Below are 23,538 nucleotides of genomic sequence, written 5' to 3' on the forward strand. Positions count from 1 at the left end.
TGGACACATCCTTTCTTAACTAAATATTATTTTAACTTAGTTCGTCTTAATGTGTCCACTACTTTATACTAACACCATACAGTATTGCAATGTTCACATTTTAAAACATCTCTTAATAGAAAGTTAGTGCTGTGAATTGTAGTTGATGCTTCTCTTTGTAATCTAATTTGTTTAGCTTTATCCCATATATCTTGAGAAATTATAGCCCAATCTTCATTATAATCAGCATATATAAATTTATCTTCAGAATTTCTATTAGGCTTTCTTTTCCCTCCACGTTTATTATAAGCTTGAAATCCTTTGTATACTGGATTTCTTAAGATACTTAGAATGGCATCAGTAGACCACTTACGTGAGTAAATAGAGTTAAGTTTTAGATTTTTGATTTCCGCAATTATCTCACTGGGAATATATCCCGTCGTATATAAATAAAATATTTTATTAACAATAAAAGCTTCTTGATAACAAACTTTTAATTTACTTTGGGATTTATTTTTCTTCTTGGTATTAGGTATTTGTTGTAATGTATATCCAAATGGAGGCTTTCCACCTCCCCAAATACCATTTCTAGCATTAATTTCACAACCTTCAGTTACTCTAGTAGATATTTTAAAAGCTTCTATATTAGCAAAACAAGAAAACATATAATCTAAAAATTTACTACCTTTTTCTGAGTTATTAGTACTTTGTTCAGTAGGGCAACAATAATGTATTTTAACTTTAAATAGTTTTAGAGTAGTTAGAATTATAAATGTTTGAAATTCATCACGAGAAAGTCTATCATGAGAATAAACACATATATCAGTAAATTTGTTTAGTTCAGCATCGCTTAACATTCTAATTAACTCAGGTCTATTAAGTAATTGCCTAAAGTCGTATTTTTCAGGATAGTCCTCATTATTTTTATTATGTTGTATGGGAATTGATGCACTCATCGTTTCATCATAAATTATAGTTTTTACATTAAAGTTATTAAAATTAGAAGATATATAAGTGTTTATAACTTTTAATTGATTTGGCTTAGAATTATTTCCATCTTGCTCATCAGTTGATACACGCACATATACAGCTATTGTTTTTTGCTGTAACTTCGTACTGGATACTTCCTGAGAGTAATTCTGATTTATTATCATATGATATTATCACCTCCTTGATAAGTCCATTAAGCAGACTACTATAGGTATCTTCGTTATTTAAAATATTAAAAATTAATAATCTTTTAAGTTCTTGCCTTTTTTTCCCTATACTTAGTGATAGATTTTCATTATTTAATACAGGTTCTTTTAAGTCTTCAATAAGAGCTTTTTTACATTCATGATTAGCAATTAAATTTAATATTTTTTCTATAGATTGAGTATTATCATAAATAGATGCTTCTATAAATTCATCAGGGTTAAGTATATATTTGTCTGTTAATTCATCATTTCTTTTGCTAAAATAATTTAATTTTTTATTTAGTCTAGAAATGTTTAAATTTAATCCTTCAATAAATTTATTGAATGTATTTTTACCATCTAGAAGAATCTCATCAATAATACTTGATAAAACTAATTCTAAGACAGTATCCTTATGATATTTATGACATTTCTTATTATTGCAAGATAATATTCCAGGTTCAATAAGATACAATTTTTTTCCACAACTACATTTAAGTTTATCTTTAAATATGAAATGTGGAGTTAAATCCTTTTTATCTATTTGTAATTTATAGATATAGCAATAAACAGACTCAAATATATCTCTATTAATAAAACCATCAATATTGGTGGTTTCATTAAATGCAGTATAGTCTAACAAAAAAGTATTAAATCCTTCTACTATGGCTTTATCAGGTATTGAAGAGTGATTTTTTTTATTTCTTGGTATTATATATAGCAAGCCTGTATAAACAGGATTTAATAATATATCTTTAACATATGAGCCCAAATTTTTTTTGGATGAAAACACAGTAATAAAATTATTAAGTTGAAATTTAAATAAATCATGAGAGTTATATGTTTTTAATAATTTAATTAAATCTTTTATTAAGGTAATATCATTTTCTTTTTTGAGTGTATATAATATAGTATTTAGACCATCAATAGAAAAATTATTTGAAGCTTCGATAGCTAAATATAAGACATTTTTACCAAGTTTGCTATATTGCATTTGTTTATAAGTCTTAACATATTCAATTGAAGATTCAAATAAATAATTAATAAATTTACTTTCTATAATATTTATTGAGTACTCTTTAGAATTTGGAACTTTTGAATATCCTAGGGGAATACCACCACCACTAGAATATTCACCGTTAGCTCTACTTATAGCTTTACCTAAATCAGTTCTAGATTTAATATTTTCAGCTTCATGTATAGCATTTAACAATTCCATCTTTATAACAGTGTCTGAAAATGGAGAATTAATATCAAAAGTAGTACCTTTATCAGCGAATATTAGCTTTATATTGTACTTATTTAAAAATTCTTTTGTTTGTATCCAATCATCATATCTACGAACTAATCTATCTAAGGTTGATACTATCAAAGTTTTAAATCTACCAGCTTTAGCATCACAAATTAAGCTATGAAATTCTTTACGTTCATATATTGGAATTTGAACAGCAGTAACCTTTTCGTAATAAAATGCATATAAAGAAAGATTGTTTTTGGTAGCAATCTCCATACATTTATCAAATTGATTTTCTTTGGTATTAGTATCAGAACTATGAGATTTTCTTGCATATATAGCACACATTTTAGAGGAATCAATATAAGTATTTTCACTTTTAATATTTTTCTTACGCATAATATAAACCTCCTTTATTAAAAGTATAAATTAGCGACTATAAGTTTTATATTAAGTTGTTTTAGCAATAACTTTAAATTTAAATATTCATTATAATTTCTGGTTAATCTATCTATAGAAGGAACTATGATTGTAGAAAATTTACCCATCTTAGCATCATTAATTAGTTTTGAAAATTCAATTCTAGAGTATAAAGAAGTATCTTTACTAATTGAGTCATCATTATAAATTTTAAAAAGTTTAAGATGCGTATAATTAAGACATTTTTTACAATCTTCAAAGTGAGTTTTAAGATTTTTAGTTTTATCGAAAGATAGTTTAGTATATATAACAGCTAAATCATTAGAAGTATTAGAAGTAGTTAACAAAGTTAAATTCATAAATATCACTCCTTAAAAATAAATTTAAATTAGATAATTCATTCAATATATTGAATAAATTATCTAAAAAAATATAAAAATAAACTTATTGTAATTTAAATATGTTAGCTCTTAGTGCCATAATTAAAAATAGCTTCGGAAACAGCTTTTTTTATACAGTAATCATCTGTATTAATTCCAGTCTTAACTAATAATTCAGTATCAATTGGTGTTAGTATAAAGTAGTGGACACATTAAGACGAACTAAGTTAAAATAATATTTAGTTAAGAAAGGATGTGTCCATTATGGGAAAGGGCAGAAGATACGATCAAGAATATAGGGATATGATAGTAGAGTTATTTAAATCAGGAATGAGCTTAGCAGAGTTAAGTAGCGAATATGGCATTGCAAAATCAACAATTAACGGCTGGATTAAAGATGTAAAAGAAATTAAAATAGATGAAAATGAAGTTATGACATTAAAAGAAGTAAAAGCTTTAAGAAAAGAAATGGCAAGAATTAAAGAGGAAAATGAAATATTAAAAAAAGCTATGGCCATATTTGCAACAAGAAATTAGATGAAGTGATAGAATTTATAAATAATAATAAAAGCAAACATGATATTAAGACTATGTGTACCGTTCTAGGCGTAGCCAGAAGCACATATTATAAATCTTTTGATAAAACTAAATCTGCAAGAGAACTAGAAAATGAGGAATTAAAATCAGCTATTAAAAGGATATATAAAGAGAATAAAGGCATATATGGTGCTCCTAGAATTCATTATATACTTGGTATAGAAGGCTTCAATGTATCATTGAAGCGAGTTCAAAGACTAATGACTAAACTTAACCTTTGTGCAGTAACTGTAAAGAAATACAAGCCTCATTCAAGTAAAAAGGTAGTAGAAGATTTAGAAAACGTTTTAAAAAGAGACTTTACAACTACTTGTATTAATGAAAAATGGGTAGGAGATATTACATATATTCATACTAGTAGGGATGGTTGGTGCTATTTAGCTTCAGTTCTTGACTTACATTCTAAAAAAATAATTGGCTACGCTTTCGGTAAAAGAATGACTAATGATTTAGTTGTTAAAGCTTTAAAAAATGCTTATTACAATCAAAATCCTAATAAAAATAAGCATATAATATTTCATACAGACTTAGGATCTCAATATACTAGTAATGATTTAAAAGAGCTATGTAAAGAGTTTAATATTATACAATCATTTAGTAAAAAAGGTTGTCCTTATGACAATGCTTGTATAGAATCTTTCCATTCTTCAATAAAGAAGGAAGAAATCTATAGAAATACATATCGTACCTTCGAAGAAGCCAATATAGCTATATTTAAATATATTGAAGGTTGGTATAACAGAAAAAGGATACACTCTTCTATTAATTACATGACACCAGAACAATGTGAATTATTAGCTAGAAGTGCAGCATAAAAAAGTTTGACTTTTTGTGTCCAAAATATTGACATAAGACCAGTTAGATATAGTTATATATGCGGAACCAGCTAATAAAGTATACTTGCAAGGAACTATAGCAGCAATATCAAATTCAATTACAGTTGCTGTATTAGGAACTATATTATTACATACTTATGCTAAAACTAAGATAAAAACAGGTAGTTTAGATAGAGAAGATTAATTAAAATTTAAGATAAAAGATGAAAATTAATTATATTACATATAAAAACGAGGGAGATTTGCTATGAAAAAACCTGTAATTGAGTTCGAAAATTTTACATTTCAATACAGAGCTCAAGCAAAGCCAACATTAAAAAATATAAATTTAACTATATATGAAGGTGAGAAGGTACTTATTGTTGGGCCATCTGGTTCAGGAAAAAGTACATTTTCTAACTGTATAAATGGTCTTGTTCCTTTTTTACATGAAGGAACAATAACAGGAAGCTTAAAGATTAAAGGTAAAGAAAGTAAGAATTCAAGCATTTTTGAATTATCTAATACAGTAGGTACTGTATTACAAGATCCAGATGGACAGTTTATAGGACTTACAGTAGCTGAGGACATTGCTTTTAAGTTAGAAAATGATTGTGTATCACAAGAGGAAATGAAGAGAAAAGTAAGGCTTGTTTCAAAAATTGTAGATATAGATAGTCATTTAGATTCTGCACCTTACAGTTTGTCAGGTGGACAAAAACAACGTGTAACATTAGCGGGAGTTATGGTTTCGGATGTAGATATATTATTATTTGATGAACCACTTGCAAGTTTAGATCCAGCTACTGGGAAGAATGCAATCGAGTTAATAAATCAAATACAAAAAGAAAGCAATAAAACGATATTAATAATAGAACATAGATTAGAGGATGTATTACACTCATCTATAGATAGAATAATTGTTATTGATTCAGGAATTATTGCTGCAGATATAACTCCTGAAGAATTATTAAGTTCTAATATACTTAATGATATAGGAATAAGAGAACCTCTATATATTACGGCTTTAAAATATGCTGGATGTAAAATTACACCTGAAATTAAACCGGAAAATATAAATTTATTAAAAATAGATGAATCTATAGATAAAATAAAAAATTGGTACAATGAAACAAAAGAAGAAGTAAAAGTTAGTAATAAAGAAGTATTACTTGAAATGGAAGATGTAAAGTTCGGTTATGAAAAAGGTAAGGAGATTTTACATGGAGTTTCATTTAAAATTAATAAAGGTGAAATGGTAAGTGTAGTAGGAAAAAATGGAGCAGGAAAATCTACTATATCTAAGTTAATATGTGGTTTTTATAAACCAACTTCAGGAAGAATATTATTTAATGGGCGAGATTTAATAAATGATACTATTAAAGAACGTGCTGAGAAAATTGGTATGGTAATGCAAAATCCAAATCAAATGATATCAAAAACTATGATTTTTGATGAAGTTGCTTTAGGATTGAAGGTTAGAGGAGTTTCAGAAAGTGAAATAAATAAAAGAGTTATTGAAACACTAAAAATATGTGGTTTATATCCATTCCGTAATTGGCCAATTTCTGCACTAAGTTATGGACAAAAAAAACGTGTTACTATTGCATCAATACTAGTTTTAAATCCAGAAATAATTATTTTAGATGAGCCCACAGCAGGTCAAGATTTTAAGCATTATACGGAGATTATGGAGTTCTTAAGAGAACTAAATAAAAAAGGAGTAACTATTGTAATGATTACTCATGATATGCATTTAATGCTTGAATATACTAATAGAGCAATTGTTTTGGCTAATGGGTTAAAGCTAGCTGATGATACAGCAGCCAATATTCTTACTGATAAAGAGGTAATAAAGGAATCTAATTTAAAAGAAACTTCTTTATATGAATTAGCAGTAAAAACAGGGTTAGAAAATCCAAGATTATTTGTTAAAAAGTTTATTGATTATGATAGGAGGGTTAGACAAAAATGAATACAATGTTAAGTTATTCAGAAATAGATTCGCCTATTCATAAGCTGACGGGTGCTGCAAAATTGATAGCATTAGTTTTATGGGCAATAGCTTCAATGATAACATATGATACTAGAGTGCTTGTAGGAATGTTTATTATAAGTATTATTGTATTTAAGCTTTCTAAAGTAGAATTTAAAAAAATTGCATTTGTAGTATATTTTATATTAGTATTTTTACTAATAAATAATATAGCTATATTCATTTTTTCACCATATGAAGGGGTAGAGATATATGGAAGTAGAACAGACTTGTTTAAAATAGTAGGTCCATATACAGTTACAGTTCAACAGTTATTTTATCAATTTAATATAACTCTTAAATATTTTTCAATAATACCTATGGCATTATTGTTTATGGTTGCTACAAACCCAAGTGAATTTGCGGCTTCGTTAAATAAAATAGGAGTTAATTATAAGGTAGCTTATTCAGTATCTATAGCTTTAAGATATATTCCAGATGTTCAAAGGGATTATCAAGATATATCATTTGCACAGCAAGCAAGGGGAATAGATACATCAAAAAAAGAAAGTTTTATTAAAAGAATAAAAAATTCAGCAGCTATCTTAATGCCACTTATTTTTTCAAGTCTAGATAGAATAGATACAATAAGTACAGCCATGGAATTGAGGGCATTTGGAAATAAGAAAAAGCGTACATGGTATAGTGAAAAGCCTTTTAAGAAAAATGATTATATTGCGATTATTTTAGTTGCCTCTATATTAGTTATTGCTATAATTGCTAATATAGCTAATAAAGGACGTTTTTATAATCCGTTTATTTAAATAAGAAAAGTTAGTACTATAAAATTTTATGGTGCTAACTTTTTTTATATTTTTAATTTAATGTAGAAATCAAATAAGGAAAAAAATTCACAAATAGCCATAAATTATAGTTGTATTGTAACTCTTTTGTAATTTAATTTAGCACTTATATAGGTATAATATAAAGTATAGAGATATGTAAGAGGTAGATAGGGGGAATTTAAGATGAACAAATCAAAAAAGTTTACAAGAAAAAAACTTAGCAAAAAAAGAAAGATTATAATAAAAAATAGTATTGCAATAATAGTTTTAGTAGGTGTTTTGTTTGGAATAAAAAACTTATATAATGATAATGAAGATACAGAAGTTGTTGCCAGTCAAAACATAAATATAAAGGAAGAAAATGAGTCAGAGGAAAGTAGTAATGCTAAGGTTGATGGTGAAGAATCTAATATATCTAACAAAGAAAATGTTAATACTGCTACAAATAAACAAGATATAGTATATACTTCTTATGAAAATGATTTATATGCAGATAATGCTAAAGATATAGAATGTATGCTTAGTAAATGGAATTATTTAAGAGAAGATGGAAAGAAAATTGCATATCTTACTTTTGATGACGGACCTTCTACTGAGGTAACACAGCAAATTTTAGAGACTCTTAAAGCTAATAATACAAAGGCTACTTTCTTTGTGTTAGGAAGTAATGTTGAGAAAAGTGATACACAAAAAGAATTGTTAAAAGAAATGGTTATGGAAGGACACGCCATTGGAAATCATGGATATTGTCATGATTATAGTGTCTTATATCCAGGCAGAGTTGCGGATCCTACTGCGTTTATAAATGATATGAAAAAATCAGAAGATATAATGAAATCAGTTTTAGGTGAAGATTTTACTACTAATGTTATTAGATTGCCTGGAGGACATATGTCCTGGAATACGAAAGCGTTAGATCCTATTCTAGAACAAAACGGTTATAGTTACATAGATTGGAATAGTTTGAATGGAGATGCAGAAAGTAACGGTAGAACAGTTGAGCAATTAGTAAGTAGATTAAAGGGTTCAGTAAATGATTTAGCAGGAAATGATGATGTTTTAGTGGTGTTAATGCATGATACAAATGCAAAGGAAACAACAGCACAAGCATTACAACAAATTATAGACTATTTAAAGTCTTTAGGATATGAATTTAGAACTCTGAAGTAAAAAAGTTTTAAATACTGGATGAATTAATTATTTATCCAGTATTTTATTTGTATATATTAGAAAATATAAATAAAGAAAGTAAGTCTATAAAACTGAAAGGAAATTGGCATGAAAAAAATATTAATAGTTGAGGATGAGGAAAGTATAAGAGGGTTTTTAAAAATAAATCTAAAGAGAAATGGGTTTGAAGTTTTAGAAACTGATAATGGAGAGGAAGGTTTAGAAATAGTAGAGAGAGAAGAGCCGGATATAGTAATATTAGATGTTATGTTACCAGGAATAGATGGGTTTGAGGTATGTAAAAGAGTAAGAGAAAAACAAGAGAGCATAGGAATCATAATGCTGACAGCAAAGGGACAAGAGATGGATAAAATAATAGGTCTTGAATATGGGGCAGATGATTATATGGTAAAGCCATTTAATCCTATGGAATTATTGTTAAGAATAAAAGCTATATTAAGAAGAATTGGAAAAGATGATGAGAAAAAGGTTTTAAAAGAGGGGATATTCACTGTAGATATATATGGAAAGAAAATTTTTAAGGGTGATGAAGAGATAGATTTAACGCCTAAAGAATATTCACTTATTAAAATATTCATAGAGAATCCTAATAGAGCCTTTTCAAGAGATGAATTACTGGATTTGGCTTGGGGGAAAAATTATTTTGCAGATTCAAAGATTATAGATGTTAATATAAGAAGACTTAGAAGTAAAATAGAAGATTCATCATCCAAACAAGGATATATAGAGACAATATGGGGATTTGGTTATAGATGGAGAGGAGAAGAGTGTGAAGAGTATACGAAGTAAGTTACTAAAGAATTTCCTTATAGTAATAATATTAACAGTTTTAATACTAGATATATTAACTCTGTTATGTTTAAAGGGATATTATTATAAAAATACTCAAAATACTTTACTTAATCAACTGGAATCATCTATTAAATTTTATCAAAAATATTTTTCAAATAATAAATTAATGGAAAATATATATGAAAATGTTGATGTTTTTTTGAATACTAATGATGAACAAATTGAAATATTAGATTCAGATGGAAATTTATTAATGGATTCATATGGGGTAAGAGATGCAGAACTTTTAAGCACACCAGATATTGCAAAGGCTAAAGCTGGTGAGGTAGGGGTTTGGACTGGAAAAGTAAATTGTTATAATGATAAGGTAATGATAGTATCTAAAGCTATTACCTCTAAAATAGATATTAATGAAAGAATTGGTATAGTTAGAATTATTTTTTCATTAGAGGAAGTACATAAAATAATAGATTCATTTAGTATATTATTTTTAGCTATTTCTGTAATTGTGGGTATGCTAGGAATAATAATGAGTTTAATAATAGCTAGGGATATAGTATATCCAATAAAAAAAATAACAGAGGTTGCTAAAGAAATGGCAAAAGGGAATTTAAATATTAGAAGTAATATTACTGATAATATTGAAATTGCTCAATTATCAAAAACATTGAATTATATGGGGTGTGAAGTTGAAAAAAGAGAAAAATTAAAAAATGAGTTTATATCATCAATTTCTCATGAACTAAGGACTCCGTTAACATCAATTAAAGGATGGGCTGTTACATTAAAATATGATTGTAGTGATATGGAAACAGTAGCTTTAGGCCTTGATATTATTGAAAAAGAAAGTGATAGGTTAACTGATATGGTTGAGGAGTTACTTGATTTTTCAAAACTTATAAACGGTGTTATTACATTAAATGTAAAAGAAAATGACGTGAAAAGTTTTATTGAGTATATTGCAAATTATATGAGACCAAGAGCTGATAGAGAGAAAAAAAGGTTTATAATAAATATAGATAAAAATGTTGGTAAAGTTTATTTTGATGAAAATAGGATTAAGCAAGTTTTAAGTAATATTATAGATAATGCTTTTAAATTTACTGGTGAGCATGGAGAAATAATATTAAGTGTTAAGAGAGAAAATGGTAATTTGGTGTTTATAGTAAAAGATAATGGAAGTGGAATCAGTATTAAAGATTTACCAAGAGTAAAGGATAAATTTTATAAGGGCAAAAATAGTAAATCTAGGAATGGAATAGGCTTATCTATATGTGATGAGATAGTAAACTTACATAATGGAAGCTTAGAAATCGAAAGTAAGGAAAATGAAGGGACAGAAGTAGTTATTAAAATTCCATTGAATCAGGGAGAAATATAGTATGAGTAGAAAATTTTTGTTAATATTTTTTTTCATTATAATATTACTTTTTGGGGGTCAGGCGAAGAGTATTAGTGAAGAGAATAGTGGGATTTTTAATTTTATTGGAACCTGGAGAATTGAATCGCTAGAAAAACTAGGTGATAAAGAAGATGATGAGGAGGATTTAGCGTATTTAATTGGTGATGAAATACAGTTAGATAGTAATAAAGTTAATATTCTAGGGATTTATAAACAAAATATTCATTACAAATTAAAAGCTGTTCAGGGGGATTACATCATTTCTTATGAAAATAGCTTAACAATGAATGAGTTTATGAACGGTAGAGAAATGGTAGATTTAATATCTATAATTGATAAGAATCAAATAATAGGAGAATTCTTTTTAAATTCTGATACTGAAATGATATTACTATATAAAAGTAATCTGATTAAATTAAGGCGTATAAATAAAAGTGCTAATTTTGATGATATCAAAAATGATGTTGTCATAGGAAATGAAACTCAAGAGGAAGAGTTTGATGCAAAAGAAGGAATTATGTTAGGTATTAAAACTCCAAATAAGGAAATAGATGAAGGAATATATAGCAATGAGAAATATAGAACTTTATGGATATCTCATGATAATTGGAAAATAGGAAATGTTTATGAAAAACCAAATATTATTTTTCCGAGATTAAATGGAATATGGAAATTAGAAGTTAATCAAAAGAATAGTAATGGCTTTGAATATGATGAATTTCAGGTTGGAAAATATGACGAAAAATTAAAAGATAATACAGTAGGAAAGTTAAATTTAGATAAAAGTGAGTATAAGACCATAAAATTTGTTGGAAATGATTATATTGCAATAGGAAAATATCAAGGAAATTCTTTTATGGGAAATTATCCAATTTATCAAATAATACCTGTAAATAATATTAACATTGAAAATGGTTTACAGATAGATGAGATATTTACAGGAATTGAAAAGGAGAAATACTTAGAAGAATTTCAAGGAGAAATTAATAGTTTATCCCAGGAACAATTAGAGCAATTAAATATTTCATCAATAAATTATAATAATTTGGCAATAGAACGAAGGATAGGACGCTGGATGTTTGTAGCTAATTTATTACCAAGAGATATTAATGAAGCAGGGGAAAGTTTTAAAATATCAATACTACCTGATAGTAGATTTATAAATTATAATTCTCTCTATATGTCTTGGAAAGCACTAAAACAACAATTAGGATTTTTTAAGGATGTATTTATATCTCCATTAGGAAAAATTGCATTAGTTCAATTTTATGATTATATAGCGATTTATAAAATAGAGAATGGAAATTTGATAACAGAGCCATTAGAAATGATTCCTATAGGTGAAAATGATGAAATAATAATGTCTGAATGGTCTAGTGGAAGTTATGTAGAACAGTGGGAAAAGGCATTTGTTGATGGGGAGTTAATAATAGAAAATTAATAAAAGTATACTTATGAGAAATATACATAATGTTTTTTTTGATAAAAAATTAATAAATTGTATAAAAGTGTTGTAATATGAAATATATATGGTATAATTAAAAAAGAAGTCAAAAATATTTGACTAATACAAGCACAAGATTTAAAGTAGATTAATAAAATTTCTCCTATTCAAGAGATATGTTATTAACCATGATAAATCTTAAGAAAATGGAGGAATTTAAAATGGCAGATAAGACTATCGTATGCAGAGACTGCGGAAAAGAATTTTTATTCACTGAAGGAGAGCAAGCTTTCTACAAAGAAAAAGGATTCGATAACGAACCAGTAAGATGCGTTGAGTGCAGAAGAGCAAGAAAAGCTCAAAACAACAGAAAGTAATTGAATTTTCAAGACTATAAGATTTATTCTTATAGTCTTTTTTTATAGAAAAAATTAATATAGTATAAAATATATTTATATAAAAATAATGAATTTATATCATGGTTGATGAAAAATATGGTAAAATATATAAGTCGTATAGTTTATTAATAGGGGGCAAAAAAATGAATAGAAATACAGTAGATAAAAGAAAAAAATTCCCTAAAAAGAAAGCAATAATTGGTTCAATTATAATCTTAGTAATAGTAGCTATAATTGGTACAATTATGGGATATTTTAGTTATGTAAAAAGTAAAATATATACAGAGCCTAATGAAGTAAAATTAAATACTGTAGAGAAGAAAAGCGAAGATGATGTAGATTATAAAGAAGTAGAGGGAATTACTAATGTATTATTAGTTGGGACAGATGGAAGAGATTTAGAGGAACCTGCAAGAGCAGATTCTATTATAATTGCAACATTGGATAGTAATAATAAAGAAATAAGATTAACTTCATTATTTAGAGATACACTTGTTGATATTGAAGGATATGGAGCCAACAAGTTAAATGCAGCTATGGCTTTTGGGGGAATAGAATTATTAAAGGATACAATAAGAGAAACATATGACATAAGTATAGATAAATATATAATAATAAATTTTTGGGGGTTTGAAGCTATAATTGATCAGATTGGCGGATTAGAAATAGATGTTAAAGATTATCAATTAAAGGAATTAAATAAGTATATCGGAGAATCTACAGGTGGAAATGACTGCCCCGTTACAGAAACAGGATTACAATTATTAAATGGAAAACAAGCATTATCTTATGCAAGAATAAGAAAAGGTGTTGGAGATGAGTTTGAGAGAACTGAAAGACAAAGAGAAGTATTATTTAAAGTTGCAGAAAAGTTAAGAGAAACAAAACCAACAAAATACTTAGGAATTGTTAATAGCATGTTAGATTATATAAATACTAATATAGATATTATGGATGCTATAAATATGGCATATACAATTTATAAATTTCCTAGCTTAGATACAAAGCAAATTCATATTCCGCTTACAGAATTATCTGATGATATGAAATATGGCGGAGGAATTGGTTGGGTATTTATAATGGATAGAAAACAAAATACTGAAATTTTACATGATTTTATATTCAATGATATAGAACCAGATGAAAGTAATTTTGATTATAACTCTTTAAGAGAAGCTCTTTATGAATATAAAACTGGAGAGTGGAAGGAGGATTATGAAAATGATTATGATAATAACAGCAATCAAGAAAGTATAAATGAAGAAGACGAAGAAGAAGTTAGTGGTGAATGGGATTAATTAAGATAGAAAATTGTTTGTAGTTATTAAATTACAAACAATTTTCATTAATTAAATTATTTTATATATAAAAATAATATTAAAATGTATTTATTTGTAGATAAGGATTGAAAAATAGTATACAATTGATATATAAGTCGGAAACGTTTCCGAAAATTCTTATCCAATGGACAAAGTTTATAGAGGGGAGATAATAAAATGAGTATTAAAATGGAATTTAATAATGATTTTGATAAAATATATGGTTATAACGGAGAATTAGGAGCAATTTATAATAAAGATAGATGCAAATTTATATTATGGGCACCTACAGCAACTAATGTTCAAATAGCGTTGTATGGCGATGATGGATATAAATATAATTGTGATGCTAAAGAAGTTTATTCTATGAGTAAGGGGAGTAATGGAACGTGGATAATTGAGTTAAATGGAGATTTGAATGGTAAATATTATAATTATTTAGTTAATGTAGATGGAAAAATTAACGAAGTGGTTGACCCTTATGCTAAATCGGTAGGTGTTAATGGAAATAGAGGAATGATAATAGATTTAGAAAGTACAAATCCGGAAGGATGGCAAGGGGATAAAAAACCAGAGTTAAAGGATCCTACTGATTCAATAATATATGAAGCACATATAAGAGATTTATCTATTGATGAGTCTTCAGGAATAGATAATGATTATAAGGGGAAATTTAAAGCATTAACTATTAAGGATTCATGTATTCCAGGAACAAAAATTAAAACTGTAATAAATCACATAAAGGATATGGGGTTTACTCATATTCATTTATTACCAGCATTTGATTATGGATCTATAGATGAAACTAAGTTAGATGAGCCACAGTTTAACTGGGGATATGATCCTAAAAATTATAATGTACCGGAAGGTTCTTATTCAACAAATCCTTATTTGGGAAATGTTAGAATAAAAGAGTTTAAAGAAATGGTTAAGTCATTACATGAGGCAGGAATAAGAGTTGTAATGGATGTTGTTTATAATCATACTTATAATCTAGAATCTTGTTTAAATAAGGCTGTTCCGGGATATTACTATAGACAAGATGAAGAGGGGAATTATAGTGATGCTTCAGCTTGTGGTAATGAAACAGCATCAGATAGATATATGTTTAGAAGATATATGGTGGATTCTGTTGTATATTGGGCTAAAGAATATCATATTGATGGATTTAGATTTGACTTAATGGGAATACATGATATAGAAACTATGAAATTAATAAGAGAAGAATTAAATAAAGTAGATCCAAGTATAATTGTATATGGTGAAGGTTGGATGGGAGGCCCAAGCCCTTTAAAGGATAGTGAAGCAGCGTTAAAGAAAAATACCTATAAGTTTGATGAATTACAAATAGCAGCATTTAGTGATGACTGTAGAGATGGAATAAAAGGACATGTTTTCTATGAAGAAGAAGCTGGATTTGTAAATGGTAAAGAGGGACTTGAAGAAACAATTAAGTTTGCTATAGTAGCATCAACACCTCATAAAGAAGTTGATAAAACTAATATAGTATATTCTGAGGAATTTTGGGCTAATGAACCGTATCAAACAGTAACTTATGCATCAGCACATGATAATTATACTTTGTGGGATAAACTTCAAATAGTATCGCCACATTGTACAGAAGAAGAATTAATAAAGATGAATAAGTTAATAGCTGGAATAATACTTACTTCACAAGGTATAAGTTTTATACATGCTGGTGAGGAAATGGCAAGAAGTAAAGTTGATGAAAGTGGGAAGTTAGTTGAAAATAGTTTTGCATCCTCTGATAAGGTGAATGGAATTTGTTGGGATAGAAAAGTTAAGTATAAAGAGTTAGTTGAGTATTATAAAGGGTTAATTTCTTTAAGAAAAGAGTATAAAGCTTTTAGAATGAATAGCAATAAGGAAATACAAAGAAATATCCACTTCTTAGAAAAAGGAAATGAGTTCGAGGCTGATAATTTAGTTGCGTATTTAATAGATTCTAAAAATATTGATAATAAGTGTTCTAAAATAGCAGTTATAATAAATGCTAATGAAAAAGAAGAAACTATTAAGCTTAATGAAAAAAATTGGGGAGTACTTGTTGATGAGAAAAAAGCAGGAACTGAAATTATTGAAAGGATAGATAGTGATGTAGTAATGGTTCCAGCAAAATCAATAAAAGTATTAATAAAATAATATACTAAATATATAGGCAATAGAATAAATTATATAGGATGTGGTTTTTATTAAAATTAATAAACTACATTCTATATTGTATTTAAAATTGATAAAAGGGGTGAGACTTATGGGTATGAATATGATAGTTTATCAAATAGTCAATGAGTTTAAGCGATTAGATGAAGTAGTTGCTATAACTTTAGCAGGATCATGTGCAAGTGGAAGAAAGGATAATTATTCAGATATTGATATAGATATAATTACGGAAAAAGATATACCAATTGAAAAAAGAGAATTAATTGGTAAGAAGTTTTCGGACTTAATGGAGATAAATAATACGTTTTGGGGTACTTCAGATGAGTTTATATTGAGAAATTCATCAATACAAGTTGATATAGCTTATTTTGAATTTAGTTGGTTAAAGAATCAATTGGAAAATGTTGTGGGAAAATATAATGCATCTATAGGATATACAACTTGTTTTTGGAATAATGTAATTAATTCGTTAATAGTTTTTGATAGATATAATGAATTTAAGGATCTACAAGAGAAGTATACTGTAGATTATCCAGATAAGCTTAAACAAAATATAGTTAATAAAAATTATCCTATATTAAAAAAGAATTTATCAGCATACTATAATCAAATAGAAAAAGCAATAAATAGAAAGGATTTAGTCAATTTAAATAATAGAATATCTGCATTTTTTGATAGTTATTTTGATATTATTTTTGCTGTAAATGAAATTCCTCATCCAGGCGAGAAAAGGCTTTTGAGTATAGTTAATACTTCGTGTAAGAAGATACCTAATAATTTATTGAATAATATTGAGAGTTTAATTAATAATATTAATAAATGTAATGAGAGGATATTAGAGGATATTAATAATCTTGTTAAAGAGTTAGAAATAATTCTTAAAGAAGAAAAATTAATAAGTTAAAGTGGTAATGTTTACAGTTGTGTTTATGATTGGTATAATTAGTATGATAGAATATTATGTAAATACGTTAATGGAGGGGCAATAATGAGAATACAAAAAGAAGAAATGCTAAATAAAATTGATGATAAATCAGTTTATATTTATACATTGGCTAATAAAGACACTACTGTGAAGATAACAAACTATGGTGGAATAATACTATCATTACTTACCAAAAATAAGCATGGAGAACAAGATGATATTGTTTTAGGATATGATAAATTTGAGGATTATAAAACAACAACAACATATTTTGGCTCTATTATTGGTCGTTGTGCTAATAGAATTGGAAAAGCTGAAATTGAAGTTGATGGAGTAAAATATCAGCTTGAAAAAAATGATGGTAATAATCATCTTCATGGTGGTAATAAAGGATTTAATAGAGTAGTATGGAATTCGGAGATTAAAAATGATAAAGATGGAGAGTATTTATCATTATCATATTTGAGTAGAGATGGAGAAGAAAATTATCCAGGAAATTTAGAAGTTATTGTTGAGTATAAGTTAACAGATGAAAATGAATTGGTTATTAATTATTATGGTAAATCTGATAAAGATACAGTTTTAAATTTAACTAATCATTCATACTTTAATTTAGGCGGACATGCTTCTGGTGATATATTAAATCACAAGGTTAATATTTGTGGAAGTAGTATAACAGTAGCAAATTCAGAAAGTATACCAACTGGTGAAATAAGAAATATATTAGGAACACCAATGGATTTTACTACGCTTAAATATGTTGGATTGGATATAGAAAAAGAATATGATCAATTAATTAATGGAAATGGATATGATCATAATTGGATTATTGATGATTATACAGGAGAACTAAAGAAAGCTGCTGAAGTTGTAGATGATAAGAGTGGAAGAGTCCTAGAAGTATTTACTACAAAACCAGGAATACAATTTTATACAGGGAATTTCTTAAATGAAGATGAAATAGGAAAAGGTGGAGTAAGATATAAGAAAAGACAAGGGTTATGTCTTGAGACACAGTATTTCCCAGATAGCGTGCATCATTCTGGGTTTTCAAATATAGTATTAGAAGCTGGTCAAGAGTATAGACATACTACAGTTTATAAAATGAGTATTATAGATAAATAGAGGATAAAAAATGACTAAAGAGTTAGTTTACTCTTTAGTCATTTTTTTGCAAGCTTTACAATAGCCATATATTTCAAGTCGGTGCTCAGTTACATCAAAATCCATATCATCTCGTATATGTTGTTCATAAACACATAGAGGACAATCATTTATAGGAAATACTTCTTTGCATTGTTTACAAATTAAGTGATGCTTATGCTCGGAAGTGTTCAATTCATAGGAAGTTTTGTTATCATCACCTAAAATACATTTAGAAATTACATTTTTATTAGAAAGAGAATCTAATATTTTATAAATTGATGATAAATTTATAGAAATTGAGTTTTCCTTTAATTTTGAATATATTTCCTCAGCACTAAGGGGATGGGTACTATTGGATATAATCTGAAGTACAGAAGTTCTATGTTTAGTTACCTTTAACCCTTTTGATTTAAGTATATCATTAAAGTTAATTTCGTTATCCAAATTATTACCTCCAGGCATTGGTTTAAGTTATATTATACAAATTTACGCCTAACAATTAAAGTGATAAAGAATATTGCAGATGATACAAGAACGATTGTTGCACCTGTAACTGTATTTAGATAGTATGAAATTATTAATCCTGTAATACCAGAAAATATAGCGATTAATACTGAAAATAAATGATATTGGCGTACATTTTTAGAGATATTACGTGCTGCTGCAGCAGGTAATACTAAAAGTGAATTAATTATAAGTAAACCAACCCATCTAATAGTTATTGTAACAATAACTGCTATTGTACAAGTAAAAATAATTTCAATTAATAAGGTATTCATACCACGACTATTTGCTAGTGAAGTGTTTAAGCTTGTAACAAGTAGTTTGTTAAATATTAAAGCCCATAAAATAATAACTGTTATAAATACAAAAATTAAAAGGATTATTTCACCTTTGGATATACTAAGTAAATCTCCAACTAGATATGAAGAAAATTTACTTAAACTACTAGAAAAGCTCATAAGCACTAATCCAAGAGCAATCGAAGTAGAAGAGAAAACTCCTATAATTGTATCTGTAGAAGAAGTACCTTTATTTTTAATAATAGTTATTGCTATTGCGAAGCATACTGAAAATAAAGTTGCCCCCCACATAGGATCAATTCCACCTAACAGTATTCCAACAGCTATTCCAGTAAAGGCACCGTGTCCTAATGAGTCAGCAAAGAAAGACATTTTATTACTAACAACCATAGTACTAAGTAATCCGAATAAAGGTGTTATTATTAGTATAGCAATAAATGCATTCTTCATAAAAGTATGAGATAGCCATTGAAAAGGCAATAACATGTCAATGGCATTGTATAAAGTATCAAACATATTTTAAATTCCTCCTGTATTAGATGATTCTTCATTAGAGCTTCCAAATGATAATCCGAATATTTTTTTTGCAGCAGGATTATTAAATACTTGTTTTGGAGTTCCTGAACAAATTATAGTTCCATTTACAAGTGCTACACGATCTGAATATTTATAAACTAAATCTAAATCATGAGAAACTAAAATAATTGATAAATCATAATTCTTTTTGATATCCATTAAAATTTCATAAAATAACTCTAATCCATTTTGATCTACTCCAGATACAGGTTCATCTAATAAAAGAATATTTGGAATTGGATCTAAAGCTAATGCAAGTAATACTCTTTGAAGTTCACCACCGGATAAAGCACCAAGTCGTCTATCTATTAAATGTGGTACTTTAACTCTTTCTAAACTTTCTAAAACTTGTTCGCGTATTTTCTTTTTAGGAGTTAACCAAGCTGGAATAGATGTTTTGCAACAGACAAATAAATCAAGAACACTAATAGGTGTATTTTTATCAAAGGTTAAGTACTGAGGTACATATCCTATTATAGGTTGATTATATTTATTGTTATTTTGACCAACAAAGTTTAAAGTTCCATCGTGTTTAACTTCTCCTAGAAGTGCTTTTAAAAGTGTACTTTTACCTGCGCCGTTAGGTCCTATTATAGAAGTAAGTTCTCCACAATGAATGTGGAGATTTACATCTTTTAATATTTCATTATTGCCTAAAGTAACTGAAAAATTTTCAATTTTAGTACAACAAAAATTATTACAACTAGTATTTTTATTAAAATTTGATTTTTTTATCATTTTAACGCCTCTTTTAAAACATTAAGATTTTCTTTCATTTTATTTATATAATCATCGTATGAATCTGGTGTAGCTTCCCCTGTAACAATTGGATCTAATTCATAAACAGTAGCTCCAGTTTCGTCGGCAATAGTATTAGCAACTTTTGATGAATATTGAGGTTCTGTAAATAACGCAGTTATATTATTATCTTTTACTGTTTGAATTATTTCCTCAATTTCTTTTGCAGAAGGTTCTGAATCAGGTTCTATTTGCATTACTCCAGCAATGTTTAAATTAAATTCCTTAGCGAAGTAAGGAAAAGCTTCGTGGAATGTAATTATATTTCTATTAGGTAAATTATCTAATTCATCATGCATTTCATTACTTAAATTTTCAAGCTTAGAAACGTATGTATTTGTATTAGTTTCATAGGCATCCTTATTTGTAGGATCTAATTCCTCTAATTGAGAGGCTATGTTTTTAACTTGATTAATGTTACCAGATACACTTACCCAAACATGAGCATTATATTCATGATCATGATCGTGGTCAGTATCTTCTTCATGATCGTGGTCTGAATGAATTTCCTCATCATCGTGATCATGTTCAGTTTCTTCTAAAAGATTTAATCCTTCACTAGCATTAATTATTTTTAAGTTAGGATATTGTGAAATTATGTCATCTAAGAAAGATTCCATTCCAGCACCATTTACAACAAGAATATCAGCCTTTTCTAGTGTTTTTAAATCTTGAGGTGTAAGTTGATAGTCATGTAAGCAACCTGTTTGAGATTTTGTCATATTTGTAATAGTTACATTTGGAACATCCTTTACTATATTTAAAGTTGATACATATATAGGATAAAATGAAGTCACTATATTTAAAGTGCTGTCATCTTCATTCTTTGTAGATTGATTATTATTACAACCCATAAGTAAAAGTGATGTTGATAGTAGCAATATTAAAATTTTTGATATTTTAAATTTCATAACTTGTCCTCCTAAAGTCAAATGATAATAATTTGCAATTATAATAACTATTATACTACTTTTCTTAAAAAAGTAAATTATAAATTTCTTAGTAATTTTGAGGGTATAATATATTAGTCGACAACAAAATATAAAAATGTATAAAAAAGGTTATAAAACTGAACAAAAATTAAAGAAAATAAAAAAATGTTCGTAAAAGTATTGGAATTTTTAAAATTTCTGTTATTATATAAAAGTACTAAAAAAACAAAAGAAAAAGGAGCTTATATAATGAATAGTTTTTTAGATAATTTCTTTAAACTTAAAGAAAATGATACGAATGTAAAAACGGAGTTTATAGCAGGGATTACAACATTTATGACTATGGCATACATATTAATAGTTAATCCTTCAATTTTATCTGCAGCAGGAATGGATTCAGGGGCTGTATTTACTGCCACTGCATTATCATCAATAATAGCTACGTTAATAATGGGATTATATGCGAAGTTGCCGTTTGCTCAAGCTCCTGGTATGGGATTGAATGCATTTTTTGCATATACTGTAGTATTATCAATGGGATATTCTTATCAATTTGCATTAACTGCAGTATTATTAGAAGGGCTTATATTTATATTATTAACTATATTTAATGTTAGAGAAGCAATAGTTGATTCAATACCAACTAATATAAAAAAGGCTATTTCAGTTGGAATAGGTTTATTAATAGCTTTACTTGGACTTGAAGGAGCAGGAATTGTTGTACATCCTAAGGATGGAGGAACAATAGTTGCCCTTGGTAATATAACTTCAGGAGCTGGACTTTTAGCTATTATAGGTATTGTAATTACAGGAATACTTGTAGCTAGAAAAGTTAAAGGTGCATTATTTTTAGGAATGCTTATTACAGCTGTAATAGGAATACCTATGGGGGTTGTAGATCTTCCGAATAAAATAGTAAGTATGCCACCATCAATAAGTTCAACATTTATGCAATTTGAATGGCATAATATTTTCTCTTTAGATATGGTTATAGTATTATTTACCTTATTATTTATGGATATGTTTGATACTATAGGAACTTTAGTTGGAGTTGCAACTAAAGCGAATATGTTAGATAAAGATGGAAAAGTTCCGAACATTAAAAAAGCTTTATTTGCAGATGCAATAGCAACTACAGTAGGAGCTTGCTTAGGTACTAGTACCGTAAGTACTTTCGTAGAAAGTGCGTCAGGTGTTGCTGAAGGTGGAAGAACTGGATTAACAGCTGTATCTACAGCATTTATGTTCTTCTTAGCATTATTCTTATCACCTATATTTGGAATAATAACTCCTGCAGTTACTGCTTCAGCTTTAGTTATTGTTGGATTATTTATGATAGAAACAATAAAGGAAATAAATTTAGAAGATTATACAGAAGCTATTCCAGCATTTTTAACAATAATTATGATGCCTTTTTCATATTCAATTTCTGACGGAATTGTATTTGGGGTTGTATCTTATATATTATTAAAATTATTTGCTGGTAAGAGTAAAGAAATAAGTATGACAACAATAGTTGTAGCAGCAGTATTTGTACTTAAATTTGTATTTATTAAATAAAATAATTATAAAAAAAAGCTCGTATTGATTATATTCAATGCGAGTTTTTTTGTAACAATTATTAAAGTACAAAATATAGTATATAAGTAATTTAAAATTTATTGATAATAGCAAGTAAGTCATCAAGTGAATTTGAAATGATATTAATATCATTATTATCAAGAGTGGATAGTTTTTCACGTATATCCTCTTTAATATATTCTTTACCTTCTTTTAGGAAATCTAAAGCTTTATCCGTGCTTTGAATTAATATAACCCTTCTATCGTTAGGATCATAATCTCTAGTTACTAGTCCATCTTCCACTAATTTATCGATTACAGGAGTCATATTAGGTTTTGAAATACAAAGCTCCTTAGCCATTTTAGAAATAGATGTTGGGCCATGATGAATTAAATAAAATAATACCTTTATATGTGAATGAGGAACATTAAATTTTTTTGTAAGAGTATGTGGATTAAAAATATGTCTATTTAGAGATAATAGTAATATATATAAGTTTTCAGATAAATCATTTAAATTTTTTGAAGTATCCATGGAATCCTCCTTCTGTAGTAATTGATATTATTATAATTCATTCTAAAAAACTTTACAATATATTAATTATAAAAATATAACTATTATAAAAACATAATTAATTTGTATTGACATTA

Annotated in this window: 22 protein-coding genes; 14 read left to right on the top strand and 8 right to left on the bottom strand. The window is 27.3% G+C overall.

Annotation, left to right across the window (positions count from 1 at the left end; all coding sequences use genetic code 11):
* Positions 1–68 precede the first annotated feature (68 nt).
* From HCG76_RS04685 to HCG76_RS04695, 3 genes are read right to left on the bottom strand one after another with little or no spacing between them, the layout of a single operon-like run.
* Positions 69–1,133 (bottom strand): recombinase family protein, encoded by a 1,065-nt coding sequence (locus tag HCG76_RS04685; RefSeq protein WP_221701782.1) that lies wholly within the window; start codon positions 1,131–1,133, stop codon positions 69–71.
* Complete coding sequence (locus HCG76_RS04690) at positions 1,045–2,787, bottom strand: recombinase family protein (RefSeq protein WP_221701781.1); 1,743 nt, start codon at positions 2,785–2,787, stop codon at positions 1,045–1,047. Before HCG76_RS04690 ends, HCG76_RS04685 begins: the two co-directional genes overlap by 89 nt.
* Positions 2,788–2,804: 17 nt before the next feature.
* The gene (locus HCG76_RS04695; protein ID WP_221701780.1) at positions 2,805–3,167 is read right to left on the bottom strand and encodes a recombinase family protein; all 363 of its coding nucleotides are present in this window, start codon (positions 3,165–3,167) and stop codon (positions 2,805–2,807) included.
* Between the two features lie 285 nt (positions 3,168–3,452).
* Here HCG76_RS04695 and HCG76_RS04700 point away from each other — a divergent pair.
* The 13 genes from HCG76_RS04700 to HCG76_RS04760 all read left to right on the top strand — a co-directional run bounded on the left by HCG76_RS04700 (position 3,453) and on the right by HCG76_RS04760 (position 18,197).
* A protein-coding gene (locus HCG76_RS04700) for an IS3 family transposase (protein ID WP_260458273.1) occupies positions 3,453–4,600 on the top strand; the annotation gives its coding sequence in 2 pieces (ribosomal slippage) (positions 3,453–3,696 and positions 3,696–4,600; 1,149 coding nt in all).
* A gap of 85 nt (positions 4,601–4,685) precedes the next feature.
* The gene (locus HCG76_RS04705; protein ID WP_370777849.1) at positions 4,686–4,805 is read left to right on the top strand and encodes a hypothetical protein; all 120 of its coding nucleotides are present in this window, start codon (positions 4,686–4,688) and stop codon (positions 4,803–4,805) included.
* Positions 4,806–4,868: 63 nt separating this feature from the next.
* Complete coding sequence (locus HCG76_RS04710; protein WP_221700419.1) at positions 4,869–6,575, top strand: ABC transporter ATP-binding protein; 1,707 nt, start codon at positions 4,869–4,871, stop codon at positions 6,573–6,575.
* Positions 6,572–7,399 (top strand): energy-coupling factor transporter transmembrane component T family protein, encoded by an 828-nt coding sequence (locus HCG76_RS04715; RefSeq protein WP_221700418.1) that lies wholly within the window; start codon positions 6,572–6,574, stop codon positions 7,397–7,399. The genes HCG76_RS04710 and HCG76_RS04715 overlap by 4 nt, the downstream gene beginning before the upstream one ends.
* Positions 7,400–7,603: 204 nt before the next feature.
* A complete protein-coding gene (locus HCG76_RS04720; protein WP_221700417.1) occupies positions 7,604–8,590 on the top strand; it encodes a polysaccharide deacetylase family protein in 987 nt (328 codons plus the stop codon).
* Between the two features lie 108 nt (positions 8,591–8,698).
* Positions 8,699–9,400, top strand: coding sequence for a response regulator transcription factor (locus tag HCG76_RS04725; protein ID WP_221700416.1), 702 nt, complete (start codon positions 8,699–8,701; stop codon positions 9,398–9,400).
* Positions 9,381–10,784 (top strand): HAMP domain-containing sensor histidine kinase, encoded by a 1,404-nt coding sequence (locus HCG76_RS04730; RefSeq protein ID WP_221700415.1) that lies wholly within the window; start codon positions 9,381–9,383, stop codon positions 10,782–10,784. Before HCG76_RS04725 ends, HCG76_RS04730 begins: the two co-directional genes overlap by 20 nt.
* A 1-nt stretch (position 10,785) precedes the next feature.
* Positions 10,786–12,246 (top strand): hypothetical protein, encoded by a 1,461-nt coding sequence (locus tag HCG76_RS04735; protein WP_221700414.1) that lies wholly within the window; start codon positions 10,786–10,788, stop codon positions 12,244–12,246.
* Between the two features lie 224 nt (positions 12,247–12,470).
* Positions 12,471–12,626, top strand: coding sequence for a zinc-ribbon domain-containing protein (locus HCG76_RS04740; protein WP_195987384.1), 156 nt, complete (start codon positions 12,471–12,473; stop codon positions 12,624–12,626).
* 164 nt (positions 12,627–12,790) lie between these two features.
* Positions 12,791–13,945: an LCP family protein gene (locus HCG76_RS04745; RefSeq protein ID WP_260458103.1), complete on the top strand. Its 1,155-nt coding sequence runs from the start codon at positions 12,791–12,793 to the stop codon at positions 13,943–13,945.
* Positions 13,946–14,143: 198 nt separating this feature from the next.
* Complete coding sequence (gene pulA, locus HCG76_RS04750) at positions 14,144–16,129, top strand: type I pullulanase (protein ID WP_221700412.1); 1,986 nt, start codon at positions 14,144–14,146, stop codon at positions 16,127–16,129.
* A 109-nt stretch (positions 16,130–16,238) separates the two neighbouring features.
* On the top strand, positions 16,239–17,051 hold the full coding sequence (locus tag HCG76_RS04755) for a nucleotidyltransferase domain-containing protein (protein WP_221700411.1): 813 nt from the start codon (positions 16,239–16,241) through the stop codon (positions 17,049–17,051).
* A gap of 84 nt (positions 17,052–17,135) precedes the next feature.
* Complete coding sequence (locus HCG76_RS04760) at positions 17,136–18,197, top strand: aldose epimerase family protein (RefSeq protein ID WP_221700410.1); 1,062 nt, start codon at positions 17,136–17,138, stop codon at positions 18,195–18,197.
* Positions 18,198–18,224: 27 nt separating this feature from the next.
* Here the strand turns inward: HCG76_RS04760 and HCG76_RS04765 are convergent, their stop codons facing one another.
* Genes HCG76_RS04765 through HCG76_RS04780 form a run of 4 tightly spaced genes read right to left on the bottom strand, consistent with a single transcriptional unit; the run spans position 18,225 to position 21,306 of the window.
* Positions 18,225–18,662 carry a Fur family transcriptional regulator gene (locus HCG76_RS04765; protein ID WP_221700409.1) on the bottom strand — a complete coding sequence of 146 codons (438 nt, stop codon included), beginning with the start codon at positions 18,660–18,662 and terminating at the stop codon, positions 18,225–18,227.
* A gap of 32 nt (positions 18,663–18,694) precedes the next feature.
* On the bottom strand, positions 18,695–19,537 hold the full coding sequence (locus HCG76_RS04770; protein ID WP_221700408.1) for a metal ABC transporter permease: 843 nt from the start codon (positions 19,535–19,537) through the stop codon (positions 18,695–18,697).
* A gap of 3 nt (positions 19,538–19,540) precedes the next feature.
* Positions 19,541–20,335, bottom strand: a complete 795-nt coding sequence (locus tag HCG76_RS04775; RefSeq protein WP_221700407.1) for a metal ABC transporter ATP-binding protein — start codon at positions 20,333–20,335, stop codon at positions 19,541–19,543.
* Positions 20,332–21,306 carry a metal ABC transporter substrate-binding protein gene (locus HCG76_RS04780; protein ID WP_221700406.1) on the bottom strand — a complete coding sequence of 325 codons (975 nt, stop codon included), beginning with the start codon at positions 21,304–21,306 and terminating at the stop codon, positions 20,332–20,334. The genes HCG76_RS04775 and HCG76_RS04780 overlap by 4 nt, the downstream gene beginning before the upstream one ends.
* A gap of 270 nt (positions 21,307–21,576) precedes the next feature.
* Here HCG76_RS04780 and HCG76_RS04785 point away from each other — a divergent pair, with 270 nt between their 5' ends.
* Complete coding sequence (locus tag HCG76_RS04785) at positions 21,577–22,887, top strand: NCS2 family permease (protein ID WP_221700405.1); 1,311 nt, start codon at positions 21,577–21,579, stop codon at positions 22,885–22,887.
* A gap of 91 nt (positions 22,888–22,978) precedes the next feature.
* Here HCG76_RS04785 and HCG76_RS04790 read toward each other — a convergent pair whose 3' ends face one another.
* Positions 22,979–23,422 carry a MarR family winged helix-turn-helix transcriptional regulator gene (locus HCG76_RS04790; protein ID WP_221700404.1) on the bottom strand — a complete coding sequence of 148 codons (444 nt, stop codon included), beginning with the start codon at positions 23,420–23,422 and terminating at the stop codon, positions 22,979–22,981.
* Between the last annotated feature and the right edge of the window lie 116 nt (positions 23,423–23,538).

It is taken from the genome of Clostridium sp. K13, from assembly GCF_019734195.1.
Taxonomy (GTDB): domain Bacteria; phylum Bacillota; class Clostridia; order Clostridiales; family Clostridiaceae; genus Clostridium.